This window comes from Acidaminococcales bacterium, from assembly GCA_031290885.1.
GTDB lineage: Bacteria > Bacillota > Negativicutes > Acidaminococcales > JAISLQ01 > JAISLQ01.
In genome coordinates this window covers 25,665-46,075 of record JAISLQ010000064.1, presented here as the reverse complement: position 1 = coordinate 46,075, position 20,411 = coordinate 25,665, and the positions used below count along the sequence as shown (strand labels likewise).

The 20,411-nt window shown below is 54.5% G+C and carries 20 protein-coding genes; 3 read left to right on the top strand and 17 right to left on the bottom strand.

Features of this window, described 5'->3' with window-relative positions:
• From LBO03_08020 to LBO03_07965, 12 genes are all read right to left on the bottom strand, one after another.
• The coding region (locus LBO03_08020) for a hypothetical protein (GenBank protein MDR3349528.1) at window positions 1-473 on the bottom strand (473 nt) is incomplete at its 3' end.
• A gap of 360 nt (window positions 474-833) precedes the next feature.
• Entirely contained in the window at window positions 834-1,766 is a 933-nt protein-coding gene (whiA, locus tag LBO03_08015) for a DNA-binding protein WhiA (protein MDR3349527.1), read from the bottom strand.
• Window position 1,767: 1 nt separating this feature from the next.
• The gene (locus LBO03_08010) at window positions 1,768-3,117 is read right to left on the bottom strand and encodes a YvcK family protein (protein MDR3349526.1); all 1,350 of its coding nucleotides are present in this window, start codon (window positions 3,115-3,117) and stop codon (window positions 1,768-1,770) included.
• A 70-nt stretch (window positions 3,118-3,187) separates the two neighbouring features.
• A complete protein-coding gene (rapZ, locus tag LBO03_08005; GenBank protein MDR3349525.1) occupies window positions 3,188-4,066 on the bottom strand; it encodes an RNase adapter RapZ in 879 nt (292 codons plus the stop codon).
• Between the two features lie 81 nt (window positions 4,067-4,147).
• The gene (locus LBO03_08000; GenBank protein ID MDR3349524.1) at window positions 4,148-8,482 is read right to left on the bottom strand and encodes a hypothetical protein; all 4,335 of its coding nucleotides are present in this window, start codon (window positions 8,480-8,482) and stop codon (window positions 4,148-4,150) included.
• 93 nt (window positions 8,483-8,575) lie between these two features.
• Window positions 8,576-9,406 carry an MBL fold metallo-hydrolase gene (locus LBO03_07995; GenBank protein ID MDR3349523.1) on the bottom strand — a complete coding sequence of 277 codons (831 nt, stop codon included), beginning with the start codon at window positions 9,404-9,406 and terminating at the stop codon, window positions 8,576-8,578.
• A 135-nt stretch (window positions 9,407-9,541) separates the two neighbouring features.
• The gene (locus LBO03_07990) at window positions 9,542-10,354 is read right to left on the bottom strand and encodes a Cof-type HAD-IIB family hydrolase (protein ID MDR3349522.1); all 813 of its coding nucleotides are present in this window, start codon (window positions 10,352-10,354) and stop codon (window positions 9,542-9,544) included.
• A gap of 107 nt (window positions 10,355-10,461) precedes the next feature.
• The gene (locus LBO03_07985) at window positions 10,462-10,857 is read right to left on the bottom strand and encodes a hemerythrin family protein (protein ID MDR3349521.1); all 396 of its coding nucleotides are present in this window, start codon (window positions 10,855-10,857) and stop codon (window positions 10,462-10,464) included.
• Window positions 10,858-11,139: 282 nt separating this feature from the next.
• Window positions 11,140-11,610: a YhcH/YjgK/YiaL family protein gene (locus tag LBO03_07980; protein ID MDR3349520.1), complete on the bottom strand. Its 471-nt coding sequence runs from the start codon at window positions 11,608-11,610 to the stop codon at window positions 11,140-11,142.
• A gap of 59 nt (window positions 11,611-11,669) precedes the next feature.
• Window positions 11,670-12,437, bottom strand: coding sequence for a hypothetical protein (locus LBO03_07975; GenBank protein ID MDR3349519.1), 768 nt, complete (start codon window positions 12,435-12,437; stop codon window positions 11,670-11,672).
• 11 nt (window positions 12,438-12,448) lie between these two features.
• Complete coding sequence (locus tag LBO03_07970) at window positions 12,449-13,264, bottom strand: hypothetical protein (protein ID MDR3349518.1); 816 nt, start codon at window positions 13,262-13,264, stop codon at window positions 12,449-12,451.
• Between the two features lie 47 nt (window positions 13,265-13,311).
• Window positions 13,312-13,986 (bottom strand): DUF1624 domain-containing protein, encoded by a 675-nt coding sequence (locus LBO03_07965; protein ID MDR3349517.1) that lies wholly within the window; start codon window positions 13,984-13,986, stop codon window positions 13,312-13,314.
• Between the two features lie 84 nt (window positions 13,987-14,070).
• Here LBO03_07965 and LBO03_07960 point away from each other — a divergent pair, with 84 nt between their 5' ends.
• Window positions 14,071-15,693 (top strand): hypothetical protein, encoded by a 1,623-nt coding sequence (locus LBO03_07960; protein MDR3349516.1) that lies wholly within the window; start codon window positions 14,071-14,073, stop codon window positions 15,691-15,693.
• Here the strand turns inward: LBO03_07960 and LBO03_07955 are convergent.
• A complete protein-coding gene (locus LBO03_07955) occupies window positions 15,657-17,006 on the bottom strand; it encodes a lipase family protein (GenBank protein ID MDR3349515.1) in 1,350 nt (449 codons plus the stop codon). The genes LBO03_07960 and LBO03_07955 overlap by 37 nt on opposite strands.
• 143 nt (window positions 17,007-17,149) lie before the next feature.
• Here LBO03_07955 and LBO03_07950 point away from each other — a divergent pair, with 143 nt between their 5' ends.
• The gene (locus LBO03_07950; protein ID MDR3349514.1) at window positions 17,150-17,545 is read left to right on the top strand and encodes an Asp23/Gls24 family envelope stress response protein; all 396 of its coding nucleotides are present in this window, start codon (window positions 17,150-17,152) and stop codon (window positions 17,543-17,545) included.
• Window positions 17,546-17,624: 79 nt separating this feature from the next.
• Here LBO03_07950 and LBO03_07945 read toward each other — a convergent pair whose 3' ends face one another.
• The gene (locus LBO03_07945) at window positions 17,625-17,873 is read right to left on the bottom strand and encodes a GIY-YIG nuclease family protein (GenBank protein MDR3349513.1); all 249 of its coding nucleotides are present in this window, start codon (window positions 17,871-17,873) and stop codon (window positions 17,625-17,627) included.
• Window position 17,874: 1 nt separating this feature from the next.
• Complete coding sequence (locus LBO03_07940; GenBank protein MDR3349512.1) at window positions 17,875-18,345, bottom strand: peptidylprolyl isomerase; 471 nt, start codon at window positions 18,343-18,345, stop codon at window positions 17,875-17,877.
• 65 nt (window positions 18,346-18,410) lie between these two features.
• Between LBO03_07940 and LBO03_07935 the strand changes: the two genes are divergently transcribed.
• Window positions 18,411-19,193 (top strand): HD domain-containing protein, encoded by a 783-nt coding sequence (locus LBO03_07935; GenBank protein ID MDR3349511.1) that lies wholly within the window; start codon window positions 18,411-18,413, stop codon window positions 19,191-19,193.
• A gap of 3 nt (window positions 19,194-19,196) precedes the next feature.
• Here LBO03_07935 and LBO03_07930 read toward each other — a convergent pair whose 3' ends face one another.
• Window positions 19,197-19,775 (bottom strand): gamma carbonic anhydrase family protein, encoded by a 579-nt coding sequence (locus tag LBO03_07930; protein ID MDR3349510.1) that lies wholly within the window; start codon window positions 19,773-19,775, stop codon window positions 19,197-19,199.
• A gap of 35 nt (window positions 19,776-19,810) precedes the next feature.
• Window positions 19,811-20,314 carry a preQ(1) synthase gene (gene queF / locus LBO03_07925; GenBank protein MDR3349509.1) on the bottom strand — a complete coding sequence of 168 codons (504 nt, stop codon included), beginning with the start codon at window positions 20,312-20,314 and terminating at the stop codon, window positions 19,811-19,813.
• Between the last annotated feature and the right edge of the window lie 97 nt (window positions 20,315-20,411).

Below are 20,411 nucleotides of genomic sequence, written 5' to 3'. Positions count from 1 at the left end.
CATAATATTTTTTCATTTCGGGGACTCAAATAATTTTTACAAGCAACACCTGCTGAATAATTCCAGATTATTTCCTGATTTAGATATAATGGCACTTTATCCCATAACAAATAGGGAAGCGGAACTGCGTGCGCCTGTTTTTCAATAGATACATAGCCTAAATTTAATAAGAGCGTACCATTTGAAACAAGTATTTTACTTGAACCGGAAATCCATTGTGTTGACCAATCGATATAATCCTGCAATGGTTTAACATCTTCATATTCTTTTCCAATATTGTAAGGTGGACTCGTTATTATTGCATCAAACAATTCACCTTCCAATTCCTCCTGCATTTCTAAAGTATCCCCACAAAATAAAATACAGGTATCTGTCTCAAAATAAGGATAACCTAAAGTAGAAATCAAAAATTGTTTAGTTCTATTGAATTTTTGGTTTGCCGTTTTCGCAACGCCCAACAGTTGATTATCCATAAAAATCCTCACCTGCAAATTAAGGATACTCTTTCAACCAAATAATTTGTTCGCCCATTATAAATCGGTCTATTGCTCCTTGCCGAGTGTGTCATTTTTACACGCTTTTATATTTTATACATCATGCGAGCCCCCATTGCGCCTAACTCCATATAAAGACGAACCTTTTTTGTCCATGCCCAAGCTGTCAATCCATTGCCGCGCCATTGTTTCAAGGATTTTTCCGCGCAAAACGCGAGCCCGCAGCCTGTCAAGCGAGCCGGTAACTTTCTTCAAGTCTCCCCGGGCGGCTTTCGCGTACGGGAGCGGCGCCTTAATGTCGTTATGCCCGAGCAATTTTGATTTTTTCCCGCCGTCCGCTTATAGTTCCCAACCGCTGCCGCGCGCTATTTGCAAAAGTTTGCGCAGGCGGTGGTTCATGCCGGCCTTGCCGACATTGCCTTCAGTAAATTCCGCCAGCTCGCTCAAATTGGCCTCCGGATATTTTCGCCTGAGGGCCGCCGCTTCGCGCAGGGCCGGCGTAAGTTTGCCCAACCCGATCGCTTCGTCGATATACTTTATGGCGGACAGCTGCCGCAAAGCCGCGCCGACAGTTTTGCCGAGGTTGGCCGTCTCGCAGTTTACCACCCGGTTGACGTTGTTGCGCATGTCTTTCACGATGCGGACATTTTCAAAGTCCAGCAAGGCGCCGTGCGCTCCGATCAGCGAAAGAAAGGAAACAATAAGGTCGGCTTCTTTCAAATATACGATACAATCGCCTTTGCGTCTGACAAGTTTGCCTGCGGCGCCGGCCCTCTTCAACTCTTTCAAAAGCAGTTCCGCCAGCCCGTCCGGTTTGGCGACTATCTCCAAGTGGTAGTCGCCGGTAGGTTTGCTTACCGACCCGCCGGCCAAAAAAGCGCCGCGCAAAAAGGCTTTGCGGCAACACGAACGCCGCAGCAGCGTCTTCTCCAATTCGCTGTTTTCCATGTTCGGGACGATCCCCAACAGGCAAAGGAACTTTTGCGTCTTTTCGGAAGGCAGCAGCTTGATGAGGTAGCGATTGTTTTTTTTCAGGCGCCGAAGCCTGACCACCGCGATCGCGACCGGCAGGTCGAAGTTGTTCTTGACCAGTTGCAGGACCCGCCTGGCCAAAGCCGCGTTTTCGGTGGAAAATTCAATGCCTATGCGGCAATCGCGGATAACGACGCTGCCGCCCATGCGCAAAAGTATCGCCAACTCCGCCTGCCGGCAGCAGGGTTTTGCCGCCGGCAAGTGCGCCAGCTCGTTTTTGACATCGCCGGAAAATGACATTTCATTCCCCTTCAAGCACTTTTTTCAGTTTGCGCAAACTGTCTTTCACAAAGTAATAATCAAGCAGCCGGCTGCCCTTGCCAGACAAATGCAGCCGGTAGATGAGGGCGATCAGTGTTTTGGCCAGTTGCGCCGGCTCATGGCGGACGAGGTTGTCTTCGCTTATAAGGTTTGCTTCGATGACGCTCGCGCCCATGGCCATGATCATGCCGTTTTCATTTTTGACGGGATACGCGCCCTTGCGGGCGTATTTTTCCAAAAGTTCCGTTCCTACTTCCTGCTTGTTCACAACTATAAAATCAAAAAAGTATTCGCCGACATGGTCGTAAATCGCCTTGACGTGGTCATAGGAACTGTACCCGTCGGTTTCCCCCGGCTGTGTCATGACGTTGCAAACATATACCTTGACCGCTTTGCTTTTCAGCACCGCTTCTTTTATCTCCGGAATCAGCAGGTTGGTTATTATGCTGGTATACAAGCTGCCGGGCCCCACCACCAGCATGTCGGCGCCCATAATGGCCTCGACCGCGCTCTTTGCCGCCGCCGGGCGTTCGGGCACGAGTATGAGCCGTTTGATTTTTTTGCCGGCGGCGGCGATTTTGGTTTCCCCCTCAATCAATTCGCCGTCGTCCATCAGCGCCGCCAGCCGCACATTTTCCAAAGTGGCGGGAAAAACGCTGCCGCGCACCTTCAAGATGTTGCCGGTCGCGTCCAAGGCGGTCTCCATATCGCCGACAATGGCCGCCATAGCGGTTATGAACAGATTGCCGAAACTATGCCCGGAAAAATGGTTCCCTTCCTTGAACCGATATTGCATGAGCTTTGACATCAACGGTTCCGCGTCGGCGAGCGCCGTTATGCAACTGCGCAAGTCCCCCATCGGTATTATGCCGAATTCTTCGCGCAGCCGGCCGGAGGAGCCGCCGTCGTCGGTTACCGCCACGACTGCCTTGCAATTGCTCGTTATCTGCTTAATGACGCGCAAAAGCGTGGACAGGCCGGTACCGCCGCCGATTACTGTAACGGCGGCTCCTTTGACCAGGCGCCGCTTCAAGAATACCAAGTCAATAAAACTGTCGTCATAGCCAGACAGGAAAATAGCCGTCAGGGATCGCAACAAACCGCGAACGGCCAAGATGCCGCAACCCAAGCCCGCCAGAACAAACGCGCAGCCAATGCCTGTCAGTAAATTGCCCCTGTCCGCGCCGGCGGCGGGCGCATCGGCCAAATCGGCAAGCTGCCGGGAAAAAGCCAGCGCAAAGCCGGCCGCGGCAAAAATAATGCCCAATAGCAGCAAAACTATCCAGCGTTTTATATTTATGCCAGGATAAAGCCATTTCAAAAAGGACATCTGGACACCTTCTGTCTGCTATCGTAAAGGGAATGTCCGGCAGCTTTCTTGCGCTACGGCAAATTGCCGGCTAAGTCGCGGCCTTCAGGTTTTTCGCCAAGTCCCGGTCTTCCTTGCGTACTTTGTAGCCCTGGACTTTGAGCCGATCCGCCAACGCGTTGGCGACAAATACCGACCGATGCATGCCGCCGGTGCAGCCGATCGCGATTACCAACTGCGATTTGCCTTCTTTTACGAATTGCGGCAGCAAAAAATCAAGCAAATCCCCCTGTTTGGCTAAAAATTCACCGGTTACGGGCGATTGCATTATATAATTTGCCACTTCTTTGTCATGGCCGTTTTTATGCCGAAGTCGCTCCACGTAAAAAGGATTGTCCAAAAAACGCACGTCAATGACCATGTCGGCGTCCGTGGGAATGCCGAACTTGAAACCAAAGGACACTATCGTTATGCCAAGCCCGGAATCGCTTTTTCCCTTGAAAAACATTTCCGCGATTTTTTGTTTCAGTTCGGCGGTCGCCATGTCGCTAGTATCTATTATGACGGTCGACAGCTCGCGTACCCGGCTTAACGCGTCCCTTTCCAAGTTTATCCCGTTGCTTACCCGGCCGTCCGCGGCCAGCGGATGCCGCCGTCTGGTTTCTTTGTAGCGCCGGATGAGTTTTTCGTCGCTGCAATCCAAAAACAAAAGGTCATATTCAAAACCAGTTTTGGCAAAGTCCTGAAAAACGGCCGTCAATTGGTCGAAAAAATTTCCCAGCCTTATATCCACCACTACGGCGACATTTTTGTGCCAATCCATTTGCCGGTAAAGTTCCGCGAATTTGGGGATGAGTTCCGGCGGCAGATTGTCTATGCAGAAAAATTCCCAGTCCTCCAGGACTTTCAGCACAAAACTTTTGCCCGCGCCCGACATCCCGGTTATGATCAAAAACTCCGCTTTCTTCACGGCCAGTCCCCCCAGCAGGGCGCCGCCCGCGGCAAAAAAGCCAGCTTGCCGCAGACAGGCGCGCCTTATTAAAGATTTGATTTAATTTGCCGCCGCCATCCCAAGTGCGGCCAGTTTTTTCCACAGCCCAGACAAAGCGGCGCTTTTGTCGGCGTAAAAGGCGCAGCCGCGTATGTGATAAAAATGCCAGCCGCGCCCCATAAGTTCGTCCTCCTGCTTCATCAGCCGCTCGATTTCTTCTTGGTTTCTTATGCCGTCGCAAACAACCGCCACGTTGAACTCTTCGCTTTTTATGACAATGTCGAACCGGCAGGACAGGCCGCGGCCCTCGTATTCCGGCAAAGCCTTGTAGCCCCTTTGCGAAATCGCGGCAAAAATATCGCGCACAATTTCGCTGGTGGAAAACTGTTCAAATAAAGCATCGGGGCTTTTGCCGCCTTCTACTGCCGCCTCCTCTAAATCCAGAAGGCCGGCGACTGCGGACCAGGCCGGGAGGTCTTGGGCGGAGAAAGGATGAAACAGCGCAACCTGTTCGCGCGCCAGCCCCAAAACGCCATTTAATTGGCGCTGCCCGGCCGCTTCCGCTATCCGCGCCGACACGCACGAAACCAGTATCACGTCCCGCCGGCCGCCGGTATAGCCTTCAAGCGCGGAAGCAACCAGCCGGCGGGCGGCTATTTCCTGTTCCGGTATTTGCTCCAGCAGGAAATTTTCCAGCAATTGCTGCTGCTCGGCGCCGCCCAAGGTGATTATCGCCGCCGTTTTGCCTTCATATTCTTTTTGTGTGAGCATAAGGGCCAGACGGGCAATAATGATCCGCGCTTCGTCCGCGTTCGTCTGTCCGTCCGGCCGCGCGTCCCGCGCCGGTATTTTCAGCAGGGCCGGCGCAAGGCCGCGAGTTTGCGCCGGCGGCGGCAGCGGCAGTTTGCCGGCGTAAAAATGTTTGCCGATAAATTCGTTCAGGCCATAGGGCCCGGAAGATGCGCCCAATATGAAACTCCTGTTGTCCGCGAGCCGCAGGGCAAAATCATACAGGCTGTCGTTTAGCGCGAATTGCATCTTGTCAGGGACGCCGAGAAAGGCTTTTTCCAAAGCTATGTTAACCGCCGCATCCACCCGTTCATAAGGCGCCGGCCCCGCAAGCGCGTTGTCGCCGGCAATCAGCGCCTTTTTGCCGCGCAGCAAAAGGCCGGCGCTGAAAATATCGCATTTTTCGCTGTCGATTGCGATCACCACGTCAAACATGCGGTCAAACGGCCCGGCCGCTTCCGTCAGAATATCCAGCGGCATTACCCAGGCGGGCAAGCTCATCCGCCAAAATTCCGCAGCGCGCCAAAATTCATAATCCGGCCTGCCGTCAGTCGTCTCTTCGCCGCCCCGGCCGGCATCGCCCAGAATGAAATCCAGCGCCCCCACCTCTTCCGGCGCGAGGCGGCCAATTTGCCAATTCCATGCGCCGGCCGCCGCAAATTCCCCGATCATGGCCGGCTCGTCCAAGCGCCTGTTGTAAAACCGCGCCGTTATCTTTTCCAGCGGATTGCCCTCCATGTGCCGTTTCAGCCAAGCGCCGGCCTGCTTAAACCGCCAAGCCTGCGGCCAGTCTTGGGGCGCTGCGGCAAGATTGGCCTCCCGTCCGCGCGTCGCCGTCTCTTTTGCCCATACGGGGGCGGCTTCTCGCAGTTTCTCATACAACAGTTTAAATTCCCGCCATAATTTATGCTTGTTTTCCAACGCCAAAAGCGCGTCCAGGCAAAATTGCCACCGTTCAACGTCCCGGGCAGACAAAGCTGCGGACAGTTCCCGGCAGATCGGGTCAAGCTTTTGCCCGTCTCCGTCCCCCATTATAAGGCCATGTTGCCGGGCAAGCAATTTTTCCAATTCTTCTATTTTTTTCTCTTTCAGCCAAGCCCGCAGTTTGGCAACCAGCCCGATCAGCCAATCGCGATCCGCCCAGCGCGGCGGTTGGCGCAAAACGAACTTCTGCCAGTGTTCTTTCAGTTTTTCAAAATATTTCATCCGCCAATCCAAGGCCGCCCGGAGCTTTGCGGCGTATTCCGCCAAATCGTCGGGGAAAGACGGGCTTGAAGCGTCAAGGCGCGGCCCTTGCACTTGCGCCATCATAAAATTCCATTTGTCGGCCGCCTTCTCTTTTTCATCAAGGCAATTTATTTTGCCCAAAAGCAAGTCCACCGCCGGCAACCCGTCCGCCGGCAACCCGTCCACCAGACATTCTTTGTACGCCCTGACGGTGCTTTTTTTGGCCAGCGCCTTAAACAAAATCCCCGGGCGTTTGTTTTTGTAAAATTCCAGGCGCAAATCATAGAGGGCTTCGCGCAAAAGCGGCGCGGGAAATTCTTCCGGCAATGTAAAGGCGTGGCCGGCCGTCTGCGCCGCCGAAACTTTTATCCTTTCAAGTCCGGCAAAAGCGTTCTGGCAACATTCCTGCCAAAGCCTGTTTTTATGCGGCAACTCCACTATTTCGCGTAAAATCTCGCCTATCCAGCTGCCGCCGTCGGGAAGATCGGCCAGGGCCTGTTGGCATTCGGCTAAAATACCGGCTATGGTTTCGGCGCCGACGTCAGCCATTGCCGCGCAATCGTCCAGCAGCTGCTTTTGTTTTTCCCGGTTGGCTTTAAGATCAGAAAGGGCGCTGAAAAGCGAAGACAGGGCGCCGCTGTCCAATAGTTCGCCGCCGGGGGGGAGCCGCAAAGAAAAAATTTCTTCCTCCGCCAGGGACATTTTTCCGGCCAGGGCAAAAAACCGGTTCATTTCGTCTTTGTCCAACGGGCAGGCTTGATCATGGCCGATGTCGTCAGGTATGAAACCAAGCCGGCTCCGGTTTTCCTGTAGCCATTTGGCCGTCTGCCAGGGAGCCAAATCCTGTCCTTTTACGCTGAAGCGCCGGGTATGTTCCAGGGCGCGGGCGGCTTGTACCTGCCGGCGGTCCTCGTCCAATTCCCGCTGAAAAAAATCCAGCCGCTCCTTTAGCTTCGCCGCCGCGCGCCCCGGTTTTTCCCGGCCGCGCCCGTTGAGCTTTTGCCTGTGCATTTTCAAGGCCGCCAAAAGTTCCCGCGCATTGTCTTGCCCGTTGCCGACAGCGAGGGCGCAAAGGCCCGCCAATTCCGGCAAGTCCTTACGCAAAAGGCCGGCTATTTTTTGCAGCGGTTCCCGCAAAGGGCCAGTAACCAATACTTTTTGCCCTTGGGCGAGAAGATGCGCCAGCATATCGGCGACAAAAGCTTCTTTTGCGCTCTGCGGCGGCGTCTGCACGACGACCAGCGCATCGGAGGCCAGCCGGCGCGCTATGTCGGCACAGACGGAATCCGTCCGCCAGGGAAACAGCAAATTGCCGGCTTCTTCCTGCTCTTTGCCGAAAAGGCCGCCGGGCCTTTGCCGATGGCCATAATAATAGCCAAAAATGCCGGGCAAGGCGGCGCCCGCCTCAACGGCTTCCGTGATGGCTTCCAGTTCGCCCCGCCATTGCCGCCCGTCAAGCCGGCGCAGGAAAAGCGCCTGTTCATCAAGGCAGATAACCGGGCAGTTCCTCTCCGAAACCTGCGCCGTTTTATCCGCGCCGCCGGTTTCGCAGCCGTTGCCAATCGCCGCCGCCAGCCTTTGGCTGAAGGCGGCCGCCGCCGGCGCGTCGAACAAGTCAAAAGGCGCATCGAACAGGGAATTTTCCAAAGAAAACAGCTCCTTGAAATTTACGCCGGGGATGCCGGAAAGCGCCTCATATTCCAGCCGGGCGGGCGAATGTTTGGCGGCAAGGCATATTTCCCCCGTGTCCGGCGAACATTCAATTTCCAGCCGCTGCGTCAGGAGAGGGCGGCGCAGCTTGACATCGCCAAATTTCCAATAAAAAACCGCCGCCCCCCAAAATAGCTCGAATTGCCCTTCGCCGCGCGCCAATTTTTGCTGCAAGGCGCGGATTTTTTCATAAGCCAGTATCGCTTTGTACTTTTGCACGTTGTCATTGGCCCAAGGCCGCCATTTGTCGCGCAGCCATTTTTCCCATGCGGCTACGCGCCCGGGATCGGCGTCGAATCTCTCCCCGGCCTCCCGCGCCGGAAGCGGCGCTGGAAAGTCCGCGCCCCCGCCTTGCCAAAATTCGCCGCCCTGTTTGCGGTACTTTTTTGCCTGCGGCGGCTGCGCCGGCGTCGGGCCGCCCCAATCGCCCACCCAGCCGGCAAGCGCCGGCGGCATGTCCGGAAAACTGTCGAATTTGGTTTTTTTGATTTTGAGCCGGCACGTCCATCGCGTCCGGGGCGAAAACCGGCAGTACGGGTCAAAAGGCAGTTGATCCGCAGGCAAAAGGCTGTCGCAACCGGAAAGATCCCGGACAGGCGAAAACATTATGTTGCTTAGGTTTTTAAGACATTCAAAAATATGAAAGGACGGCTGAATTTCAGTTGCCATGCAAAAAGGGCCCCCCATTGGGAAAAAACAGCCCCGCGCGCGAGGCCGTTTGCGATATCTTAATATTGCGCGCGGGCGATCGCCCGCGATAGTCTAAAGTTCCAGCACGTCGCCGGCGTTGGCGCTTACAAATTTCACGCCGCCCTGCCCCAGCAGCATGCTTTGCACTTTTAAGCCGGTGCAATGGTTAAGGGCCAACATATTAATGTCCGATTCCTTGAGGAAAGCCAGCGTTGCCTCCTGCTGCTCGCTGTCGGCCGCCGCAAGATGCGAGCCGCCGACCACCGCATGTATCTTTTTAGCGCCCGATACCCTTTGCCCGTATTTTATGCTGTTGACCAACCCGCGGTGCGAGCCGCCGGAAAACACCGCCAAGCCTTCCGGCCGCAAAACATAAAAAGCCACCTCGTCGGTAAAACGGTCGGTTTGGCCGTTCGCGTCCAGCATGGAAACATTTTCCTTTTCAAAATCGCTCGTTTTCGGTATGGGGCCGCTCAGCCAGATGTTTTCCCTTATCTGCGTCGGGCCGTAGACGAAAATGAATTCCGCGCCCGCCGATGTAAGCAGTTCTTTGGTATAAGGCATGCCGACGAATTCAAGCGGCCCGTTTTTTCTTTGCATATACCGCGGGGAAAAAATGCCCGGGCCGGCAAAAACCGTCAGCGGCAGGCTCCGCGAACGCAAAAATTCCAACAGGCCGCCGCAGTGGGCGTAATGGCCGTGAGTTAAAACTGCGTAATCCACGCTGTCGGGGACTATGTCCATGAGCAAAAGATTTTTTATCAGAATGTCCGACGAACCGGAATCAAAAAGTATCCTGCCGCAGTTGGGTATGTCCAGAAGCATTGACAGCCCGTGTTGCCCCAAAAGCGGTTTGACTGCGGCAAGGCTTACCGTGTTTTCGACAAGCACTGTAACTTTCAATTCGCCCACCCCTTTTCCTAAGGGAACCTCTAACTATTTTATCACATTTCGGCCGATTTTCGCCAAAACAAGCATTAAAACAACAGAGAGAACATGTTCCGGGGACGAATCGCCGGCACGCGCCCCTGTCCGCCGCTAAGACGAAAGCCGGCGGCCCAGCACGTACTTTTCAATCGCCAAGGCCACGCCGTCTTCGTCATTGTTTAAAGAAACAAAATCAGCCGCGGCTCTGATTTCGGGCGCGGCATTATTCATCGCGACGCTCAACCCGGCAAAATCCAGCATTTCCAGATCATTGAAGGAATCGCCGCAGGCCATCACGTCCCGGCGCCCCACCCGCAAAAACCGGGCAATATACGCCAGCGCCTCGCCTTTGTTGACCCCTATGCGGATAATCTCAATAAAACGCGGCCCGGAACTGGTAATTGCAACGCGCCCGGAGAATTTTCTTTCGATCGCTTGCGCCACCGCAGACTTTTCCGCCGGGTCAACAATAAACAGCAATTTGTCCGGCGGCGCGGAAAGTTCGTAAAACGCATCGCCTTCCGCGTGCGCCGAAACATTGACCTTTTGCGCGTAACTTCGCGCTTTTTCGTTTATCTTTTCCACATAAAGCCGGTCATTTACGTATTTTTGCAGATAAAAGCCGTTTGCCTTGGCGAAGGACAATATTTCCTGCGCGGTTTCCCTGTCGATCGGCTGCGAGAAATATACTCGCCCGTTTGCGGCGCCTTTTATCAAGGCGCCGTTATAGGCGGCCAGCGGCGTATCCAAAGACAAAAATTCGGCAAAACGAACCGCCGAGCAAAACATTCTCCCGGTAATTATGCAAAACCGCGCCCCCGCCGCCCGCGCCCCATTTATCGCGGCGCGGGTCCTTTCGCTTACCGTGTGTCCGCTATTTAGCAATGTGCCGTCAAGATCGCAGGCAATCAATTTTATCCGCATGGCTTTCCCTTTATAGTCCGGCCAACTTCGGCCGACGGGGCAATTTCCGCCCTAAGCGGAAGCCGCGCCTTGCGCAAAGCCCACTCTGAAGGCAGAGGGCTGCCGCCTCATTTGCCTGCGGCCTTATAATAGGCCGCAAACTCCTTGTCATGTATAAGGATATGATTTTTGAGCCAATCCATGACCGTTTTGTTGATTTTCAGGATGACCGGCAATTTGCTCAATTCCGTTGCCTGCGCATATTCTTGTTTCATCCTGTTGTAGGCCGCGACAAAATCCGTGTGCATTTTCTGGTGTTCGGCGGCCTTGGGATATTTGGAAGATAAATGCATGCCTTGTTCGTCGTTAAAGTGCTTGACGACATAATCACCCAAAAACTTGATGGTGTCGGTTACGCGATCGTCTTTGCCCCGGTCCATGAGAATGTCGATCTGCCGAAAAAGTTCTTTGTGCTGCTCGTCGATTTTGCCGATGCCCGTCTCCAGTGACGAAGTCCAGATCATGATGTGTGCCTCCTTTGGACTTGATTAAATTTATTGCTTATGTCGCTCGCACAATAGGGCTGAATGTACCTTTTAAGCCGTAAGACGTCAATCCGCTTCCTGCGGAAAATTCGCGCATCGTCCAAGTGTAGCGCGGCAAATCGGCCTTGCTCCTATCCCCGGCTGCGGCGCCGTTGCCATAGCGCGTCTTAAATCTCAAGAGTTGTGCCGGCGCATTTTGCGTTTCAATCCCTTGCCGGCGCGCTTTCAGGGCCAAGGACGGCAAGGCGCGCTGCCGCTATCTCAACCCTCGGCCCTCACCTTGATCACGGCTTTGCGCACTTTGCCGGCTCGCCCGCCGACATGGCATTTTGTCCGATGTATGTCCCACGGGAAGAAGATCATGATGGAACCGGCCGTCTGGAGGTATTCTTTCTCTTCCTGCAGTTTATCGAAAAACACATAGTCTTCTTTAAGGTTTTTCTCTTTCACGCTCTGCCGCTCCAGGTCAAGCGGCGCGCAATAAACGGTTTCGCTGCCTTTGATTATGTACTGTATGTCGATGTATTTATAGTGCGCTTCCGCCGTTTGCTCCTCTTTTTTCCCCGTGCTGTAGGACATTATGTTAAGATAAATGTCCTTGCCTTCGATTTCATGCCGCCCGTCCGCCAGCGCGCCCAAATCCGCGTCACGCAGATAAGCCAGCGCCCGCGATAGCCTAAGCGGCAAATAAGGCAACAACTCGTCTATTTTGCATTTGTGTTCCACTATCATGCCAAGCGCCTCCTCTGTCATCGTTAGAGTATCGGTATTGTCATTGCAATTTTTTATGACTATTGCGCAACAACCGTTTTTTCAAATATCGGCGCCCAAAAGTCGCGCTCGCTGCCCGGGGCGACAAAGAACAGGAAGTTTACGCCTTTGTCTTCGTGGTTGAAAGCTATTCCGGCGGCGTAAATGCTCGCCATAAACCCGAACAAGCTGCCGGAAATCCGCAAATCGGATTTAAAGCCAAATTCGCCGTTTATCATGGCCGCCGCAATTTCCGGCCATTCATAGCTAAATACTTGCGGTTTGTTTCGCGCAAAAAGGCCAAAATCTCTCCCGAATATTTTAAACGGCTTTCGCTCGCCGTTTTTGTCCGGCGGCGCGTACAGGCGGTCGTCTGCCAGCACGCGCAAAAATGCGATTTCGTCCAAAATTTGTTTTTGCGTGTAAAGGATCTTTTGCAACTGGCTGTATTCAAGGTACCTTTTGCCCCTTTGCTCCGGGGGCTTGCTCCCGGAACGCCCGTTAAAGACGGCATCGTCCATAAAAAACGCCATTAACACGGCGCTGCGGTAACTTTCCCCATCGTTTAAGGTAACCTGGTAGACATTGAGCTGCTTGAAGAGGGCTTCCTCGACCGGCGACAGAAGATACTTCACGCTCGCCGACATATCGATTTCCGCCACGTAAGCGTCAGCGGGCAGATTCAGCGCACCAATGGCGGAAGGCACCTTTTTGTGGCCGGCGGGCGTATAACATTCGCCCGGAAGCGGCGGCCAAAAGAGCAGCAAGGACAACAGGGGCGCCGCCAACATTGCGCAAAGTTTGTTCATGGCTCGGCCTCCTAACGCGCGGACGGCTTAAAGCCGTCCGCCATGATTCGGTCAAACGCCCGCGTCCAGAAAGAACGCTCGCTGTCAAAGGCAACGATGGCCAAAGATGCCGGCTTCTTTCCCGCGCCAAACATGTAGCGTTTGACATAAAAAGCGGAAAACAGGCCGCCGTTTTCGCCGATGAGCCTAACGCCGTGGCTCAAGGCGGGTTTTTTGTTTATAGTGATAAAGTCCAGCCCTTGCCATTCGCACTCTGCGGAAAGTTTGTACCCAAACAGGTCAGCATATTCCACTTTTCGCGCCGGGCCGGCAAAGTCGGGTTTTTCGCCGCGGGGGAACATGCCTTCCACTTCTTGTTTTTGCTTCTCGTACCAAGCCAGGGCCTGCTCTTTTTTTTGTTCGGTCATTTTGCCCTTGAAAACGTCCGGCAGGAATTTTTCCGTTTCCTTATTGCTTTTTACGGTAACAAGCCAGGCGGTGTAATAATCGTTGCCGCCGTCCGGAACGTTTACCAAATACAAATTTACGGCGCGGAGCGCGAAGCGCAAAGACTGGTCGTTTAATATTTCAAATAGTTTCTGATAATACGCGTGCCGGTTTTCCAAGGACATGGCCCGGAGCATTTCTTTCTCCACATAAAAATCTTTTGTCAGGTCAAGCAGGGAAAGAATGTCTATTTCCACTATCCGCGTGCCGTCCGGCAATTGGATTTGCCCGGCGGCAAGCGATACCCATGATTGCTCTTTTGCGTGGCATTTGCCGCCTTGCGCCGCAAAAACCAACAAGCATAAAAGCAAGGCGGCAAAAAACCTCCCTTTTTTGTGCATGGCGTACCTCCTGAAAAAAATTACCGCATGTTTGCCCTATACATAGTTTACCCCATTAAGGCATACAAACACAATAAAAATAATGGTTGATGCGCCAAATAAATAAAAAGGGAACGCTTCCCCAGAAAAGCCGCCGCCTTTACGGCGAAGTTGCCGCAGGGGCGCGCTTTCAGCGGCGCATGGCGCCGCCCGGCGGACAGCCCCGCGATGAAAACGGCCAGCCAGGGAAACAAGGGGTAATAATCCACGCTGTAAAATCCGCGCGGCATTGCGCCCAAAGGCAAAAGAAAAGCCGCGTCCGTATTTATGCCGGGCAGCAGCCAGCCGGCGGCGGCGGAAAAAGCGGCCAATAAAAACAAAGAAAAATCGCTTTGCCCGCGCAAAAGGGGGACCAGAAAAAGCGCGCAGCTTAAAAAGTGCAGTATGCCAAACCGCACGTAGCTTTCGCCCAAAAAGATATATGTAGCGGCACTGACCAGCAAAGCGCCGGCCAGCGTCCTGAAAGCGCCGCGCCGGGCGCGGCCTTTTGCGCCTGCCCCGGCCGTCCAGCCGGAGACGCTTATGAAAAGCATAGCGGTAAAATAGCGCAGCGCCTGCCACCAGCCGTATCCATAGCCGGTGGCAAGGCCGAAAAAGTCTTCCAAATCCACCGCCAGATGAAAGATCAGCATCAGAAAGACCGCCAGCCCCCTGGCCGCGTCCAGCGGCATGTTCCTGCCCATGCCCATCGCCCCCCGCTGGCAAAAAATCAACTTATCTGTTAGAATAAGGAATCAGCGTGATACTTTACTATCTTGGAGGCCACTTTGTCCAGCCGGAAATTTTTGTCTGCCATTTGCCTGCTGCTTGCGCTCGCGCTCGCGCCGCCCCCGGCGGGCGCCGAGGAATTTTTTGTCGACGGCTATGTCTGCGCGGCCGATGTTTCGGAGACGGGCGATCATGACCGCAAAAGCGTCGCCGGCTATGACAATGCTTATGATCTTTTTACCGACCACGCCAACGGTTACCGCCTGCTCATACCCAAAGGCAGCTTTGTCGACATAAGCGCGACAAGCCTGCGCAATGTTTTCGAGACGCCCAGCTTGGCGGTTGAAATATATCATGACAATTTTTCCGGCAAAGCGGCCGGTTTTCACGAACTGGTAAACTACAGCAACAAATTTTTGCGCCGGGGCATCGCGCACCGCGTAACCGCCGAATATCCGGCCACCGTGGGCGGCTGTCCGGCCGTTACGTCCAAATGGTCGCGAGGCAAGCTCTCCAGGGTGGAAAACGACAAGAATTATTATACGGCGACTTCGGTCAGGCGCAGCCGGGACGAAACGTATACGATCATGGTAAAGTCCGCGTTGCCCGGCGACGACCGGGCGGAGCGGATAACCGAAAGTTTTTCTTTCATCGAGCGCCAAGGGACGCCGCGCGACGGCAGGCAGCCCTACGCCGGGACCTCGCCGATGAATCCTGCTACCCGCGCGGTTTACGAAGAAATATTTTCTTCCGGGAGCGGGCTTACCTGGGGGATATTTGAAAATTCGGCGCCGCAGACTTTCCGGCAGCTGGCGGAGAAGGAACGGGCCTTGGGGCACCGCTTTAAAATACTTCTGCGCTACCAGAGCGTCGACGAGCCGCTGCCGCTCGCGCAGCTTGAACGGGCGTGGCAAAGGGGCCGCCTGGTGGAACTGACCCTTGCCACCATCCACGATGCCGGCGCCGACGCGCTCAAAACGGAAGGCGCGACTGCCAACGCCTTGGTGTCCTATGAAATTTTGAACGGGCATTATGACGAATATTTCGCCGCTTACGCGCGGGATCTGAAAAAGTTCGGCAAACCCGTGCTTTTTCGCCTGAACAATGAAATGAACGGCGATTGGTGCTGGTATTCGGCTTTTTATACTGCCCGCGACCCGCGCATATATGTCGAACTGTGGCGCTATATCAGGAAACTGTTTGATGAGGCGGGAGTGGACAACCTTATCTGGATATGGAACCCGCACGACGCGTCTTTGCCGGATTTTGCCTGGAACAGTTTCGCGGCTTATTACCCGGGGGACGAATATGTGGACGTCGTCGGACTGACCGGCTACAACGCCGGCACTTATTTCCCCGGTGAAAAATGGCGGGCTTTTGATGAAATTTATCGGCCGCTGTACGAAAAGTACCTGTCCTTTTTTGCCAAGCCTTTCATGATTACGGAATTTTCCTCAAATTCGGTGGGCGGCGACAAAGCGGCCTGGATCCGCGACATGTTCGCGAAAATAGCGAAATATCCCAACATCAAGGCCGCCGTCTGGTGGAACGGCGTGGACTACGACCGCAGCGGACATCCCGGCCGCGTCTATCTCGTAGACGATTCGCCGGAAGTGGCCGCCGCCTTGTCCGAAGGGCTGCGCGCCTATCCGTCTTCGGCCCTGGCCGCAACGGATGAATGATTGGCTGCCGATAGGTCAGGGTCCAAGGCATTTAACTGCGCGGCGGCCTTAAAGGCGTTGTAAGACGATGTCTGCAAAAAACTGCCGCCGTTTTTTATTTGGCGGTTAAAACTCGCCGCCGCAATTATCTTGCCTGTCGCCAGATCGGTCAGGCTCTGCTCAAGCGTTACTATCCATTTGTTCTTGCCTGTTTTCACGGGGCTGACGCTTATCTGCGCGCGCAAAAGATAGTCGGCCCCGGCCGCCGCGGCGGCCTCTCTTATGCCGGCGCCGCCCTGTGCCGCGCCGAGCGCCGCCAAACGCGGCAGGCACTTTCGATAGGCGTCAAGAAGGTTTTCCCGCATATAGCGGTATTCCGCTTCCAAACCGTACCCGCCGCCACCCGCACGCACCGCGGCGGCAACGGTTTTGCCGGCGCGGCGCGCCGGGGCCGGATCCGCGCCTTCGGCCAGTTTTGCCCGGCAGTCATAATAATGTTTGCCGGCGAAATCCGCGTATTGATTCATGCCGTGCGGTATCGTCTGGCGGCGCCGGGCGCTTTTGGCCATAAGCGCCCGCCCAAGCTGCGCGTAAGGGAGAAAAGCCAGGCTGGGCGGCACAGGGTCGAGGCGGTCGTATACGCGCAGTACGTCCAGCCGGCCGTTATATTCATCGGCGAAAGCCTGGTTGCCCGGCGCCGGCGCGCCAAAGGTAATCACTTTTATCCTTTCCGCCGGCGCGCCCATCTTTGCCAGGGCGGCGGCGTACAGCACCGCCGCCGCCCCGCCCCGGCTGTGCCCGGTAACAAGCAGCCTTGCCCCGGGATCGTTTTTGAGCGACGCGTAAAGGGGGCATTGCCGCCACGGCGCGTCAAAACCGGCCAGCGCGTATTCCAAAAAGCCCTTGTGCGCTTTGGGCTGGCCTTCCCCCGCGCTGCGCTTTGCGGCGTTATTTTTTATTTCTTCCGGGCTTGCGCCGGCAAACGGCACGAGTTTTATCCGCAAATTGGCCGTTGCTTCTTTGAAAGAATTTGTGCCGCGAAAAGCCATTATATAGACTTTTTGCCCGTTGCGGGCGTCCGTCCTATGCACCCTGAAAATCCCGCCGCCGGCTTTTGTTTCGCCGTTTTGCGGGCGGAGCGTTTCCCAGCCTTCCCGGGCACTGAAAAAAGCGGCGCCCGTCTGGTCGCCGTAAGCGGCCAGGCTGGCGTTGGCGGCGGCGTAAACGAGGGCGGCTTCCTCGTATTCCTCTTGGGGGCCGGCGCGCGCCGCGAGCGCAAACAGGCTGAACGGAATTAACAAAAAAACAATTTCTGCAATTATTTTCTTCGTCATTTGCTTTCCTTTCGGGAAAGGCGGCAAAGATATTCCGCCGGCAATCTATATTTTCAAAAAATCCGCAGGTTTTTTCGCAAGCACAGCGAATATGTTGTATAATCAAAACAGCAAGATCAAAAAAACAAAAAGGAGGGACAAGCATGATTTTAGGCAAAACCATCATCAGCGAAGAGGTTTTTAGTGAACTGGCCAAAACGGCCATGTCGAAAATCGAAAGCATCTCAACCCGCACGGGGCAAAAGATCTCCCTGGTCGCCCTGGCGCGCATAGTGGCTGATAAAGTTTCCCCGCAGATAAACGTCAGAAAGACCGACGCGATTGAAAACGAAAACGAGGAACCGACCGTGCCGGCGACCGTTTCTTTTGATCTGAAGGTCAATGTCCTCTACGGGCAAAACATACCGTCGGTTGTTTCCCGCCTCCGGGAAACCGTAAAGAACGAAGTGGAGGGCATAACGGGCTATAAAGTCGAGAAAGTGGACGTCACGGTGGAAAAATTGGTCAAAACGGAGCAGGAAAGTAACGAGGACGAATAGATAGCAGAAAATAGAGCGAGTTATCACATTATAAAGATAGCTTGCTCTATTTTCAAAGGAGCGTCCCAAAGGGAAAACGCTATTGCGGGCTGTCTCCAAGCAACTTTAACTTATCCGCGCGCGAGAGTTTTTTAATGGCGATTTCCCGTTTTAAGGCACTGTTTTTGTCCGGCTGCGGCTCGCTGTAGACAAGGCGCACCGGGCGGCGCGAGGCCGTGTAGCGCGATGCGGCGCCAAGATTGTGCTTTTCCAGCCGCTCGCCCAGGCGGTTGCTGATGCCGGTGTAGAGCGTACCGTCGCTGCACCTCACCATATAAACGGTGTACATGTCAATCTCCGGCGACCGTCAGTTTTTCCATTAATATGTCCTCCAGCGGCCTGTCGGAAAAATCGGTCGGTTCGGAGCCGATCTTTTTTACGACTTCAAGCCCGTCGATTACTTTGCCGAAAACCGCGTGCTTGCCGTTTAGCCAGGGCGCCCGGGCCAAAGTTATAAAAAACTGCGAGCCGCCTGTGTCAGGGCCGGCATTGGCCATCGACAGCACGCCGGCGCCATCGTGCCCGAGGCCATCGCCAAATTCGTCCTTTATCTGATACCCCGGCCCACCCGTGCCCGTGCCGGTGGGGTCGCCCCCCTGGATCATGAACCCTTCTATGACGCGGTGAAAAATTACGCCGTCATAAAAGCCCTTTTTTACCAGGCTAAGAAAATTTGCCGCCGTTTTCGGCGCTTTGTCTTCAAAAAGCTCGACGGAGAATTCCCCCCTGTTTGTGGCGAATTTTACAATGGCATTGCTCATTTCGTCCTCCTTGATGAAGCCCTGTTCAACGCGGCTTTTACTTTGGAAAGGGAACAACTGTCAAAATGCTCGACACCGACTTGTCAAAATTAAAGGCGTGGTTTGCCGTTTATATCATCAAAAACCGCCATGGCGACAGTGCCGCAAACAGCGCTTTTGATTTGAAAATACACCATACCGCCCTTGTCTGCGACGACGCGCGGGAGATAGCGCAATGCCTCGGCTGGCCGCCGGAGGCGGTTTTTGCCGCCGAGGCGGCGGCTCTATTGCATGACGTGGGGCGTTTCCCGCAAATGAACAAATTCCATACCTTCGACGACCGGCGGTCCGTCGACCACGCCGCCTTGGGCGTTGAAGCCATCTTGGAAGACAATATTTTGGCGGGGCTTTCCGGCAAAGAACAGCGCACGATCATTTCCGCGGTCCAATGGCACAACAAGCGGTTTGTCCCGGCAGAATTGCCGGAAGATGAAAAACCGCTGCTCTTTTTGCTGCGCGACGCCGACAAGCTTGACATCATGCGCATTTTTTGCGATTATTACGTTGCCCGCCAAGAAGAACTCCGCTTTGTTTTGGAACCTGACCTGCCTAAGGCCGGCGGCTGTTCGGAAAAAATACTCTCCGCGCTTGACGGCGGGCAAACAGCCGACATCAATGACGCCCGCAATGTCAACGACGTAAGGTTGATCAAGCTTTCTTGGGTTTATGACCTTAATTATCCCAAAAGCCGGGAACTGTTCTTAAAGCGGCGCTATATAGAAAAAACCCTGGCGTCCCTGCCGCCTTTGCCGGAAATACAAAGCGCGGGGCGGCGGCTTGCGCGGCATCTCAAAGCAAACAGCCGCTGACGGTCATTCCTTGCTGCTTAAAACAATCCGGCTGCCTTTATATTTTTCGCCGTCATTGTCCGGCAGTATGCTGTAACGCTCGCACCAGAGCGTTTTGTATTTTACCGCCTGCGCGTGCGTCGATTCGGTATTTTCCGGCAATTTTTTGATTATTTTGCCCGGGACGCCGGCAATCAGCGAAAAAGGCGGCACCACCGTCATGGGCGGCACTACCGCGCCGGCGGCGACGATGCTGCCGCAACCGATGACCGCCCCGTCAAGCACGACCGCGCCCATGCCCACCAGACAATGATCCTCCACCTTGCAGGCGTGGACGACCGCGCCGTGCCCTACTGTCACGAAATCGCCGATTTCGGTGGCGTGCGTATCCGCGACATGTATGACGGTATTGTCCTGAATGTTGCTGTAGCTGCCGATGATTATTTTATTGACGTCGCCGCGCACGACGCAATTGTACCAAACGCTGCTGTATTCCCCTATGGTAACGTCGCCCAGCACTCTCGCGCCTTCGGCTATGTACGCCCTTTCGTGGATGTTGGGCGTATGCCCCTCGAAAAGCGCGCCTTTATCGTATGTTTTCATAAACATCATCTCCCCACAGGCCGGCCGGAACCGGCTTATTGTTCGCCAAGGCCCCAAGTCTCCCCTCTTTTTCCCGCGTCATGGCAATGAAGGCGATGGAGCGCAACGTTTCCCCACTCGCTGCCCGGACAGCCGTAATTGCAGTAAGGAACGATGGATATGCCGCCGCGCGGCGCAAAACAGCCCCATACCTCAATATATTTCGGGTCAAGCAGTTTGATGAGGTCTTTCATTATGGTATTTACGCAATCCTCGTGAAAATCGCCGTGATTGCGAAAACTGAACAGATAAAGCTTCAGCGATTTGCTCTCAACCAGCTTTCGGCCAGGCACGTAGGAAATGTAAACGGCGGCGAAATCAGGCTGGCCGGTCAAAGGGCACAAGCTGGTAAATTCCGGGCAATTTAACCTGACGAAATAATCGTTTTGCGGGTGCTTGTTGTCAAAGCACTCCAAGAGGCCGGGATCGTAATTGTCTTTGTAGCGGGTAACGGGCGCGCCCAGCGCCTTTAACCCGCGCGTTTTTTTCTGCGCCGCCATTATTCCCTCCCCGCGCGGACGCAAACTTGCTGTAAGTGCCATGTAAAAACCCCCCTTCATGACAATATTATAACATTAGTTACGCGTTCTTTGCCGC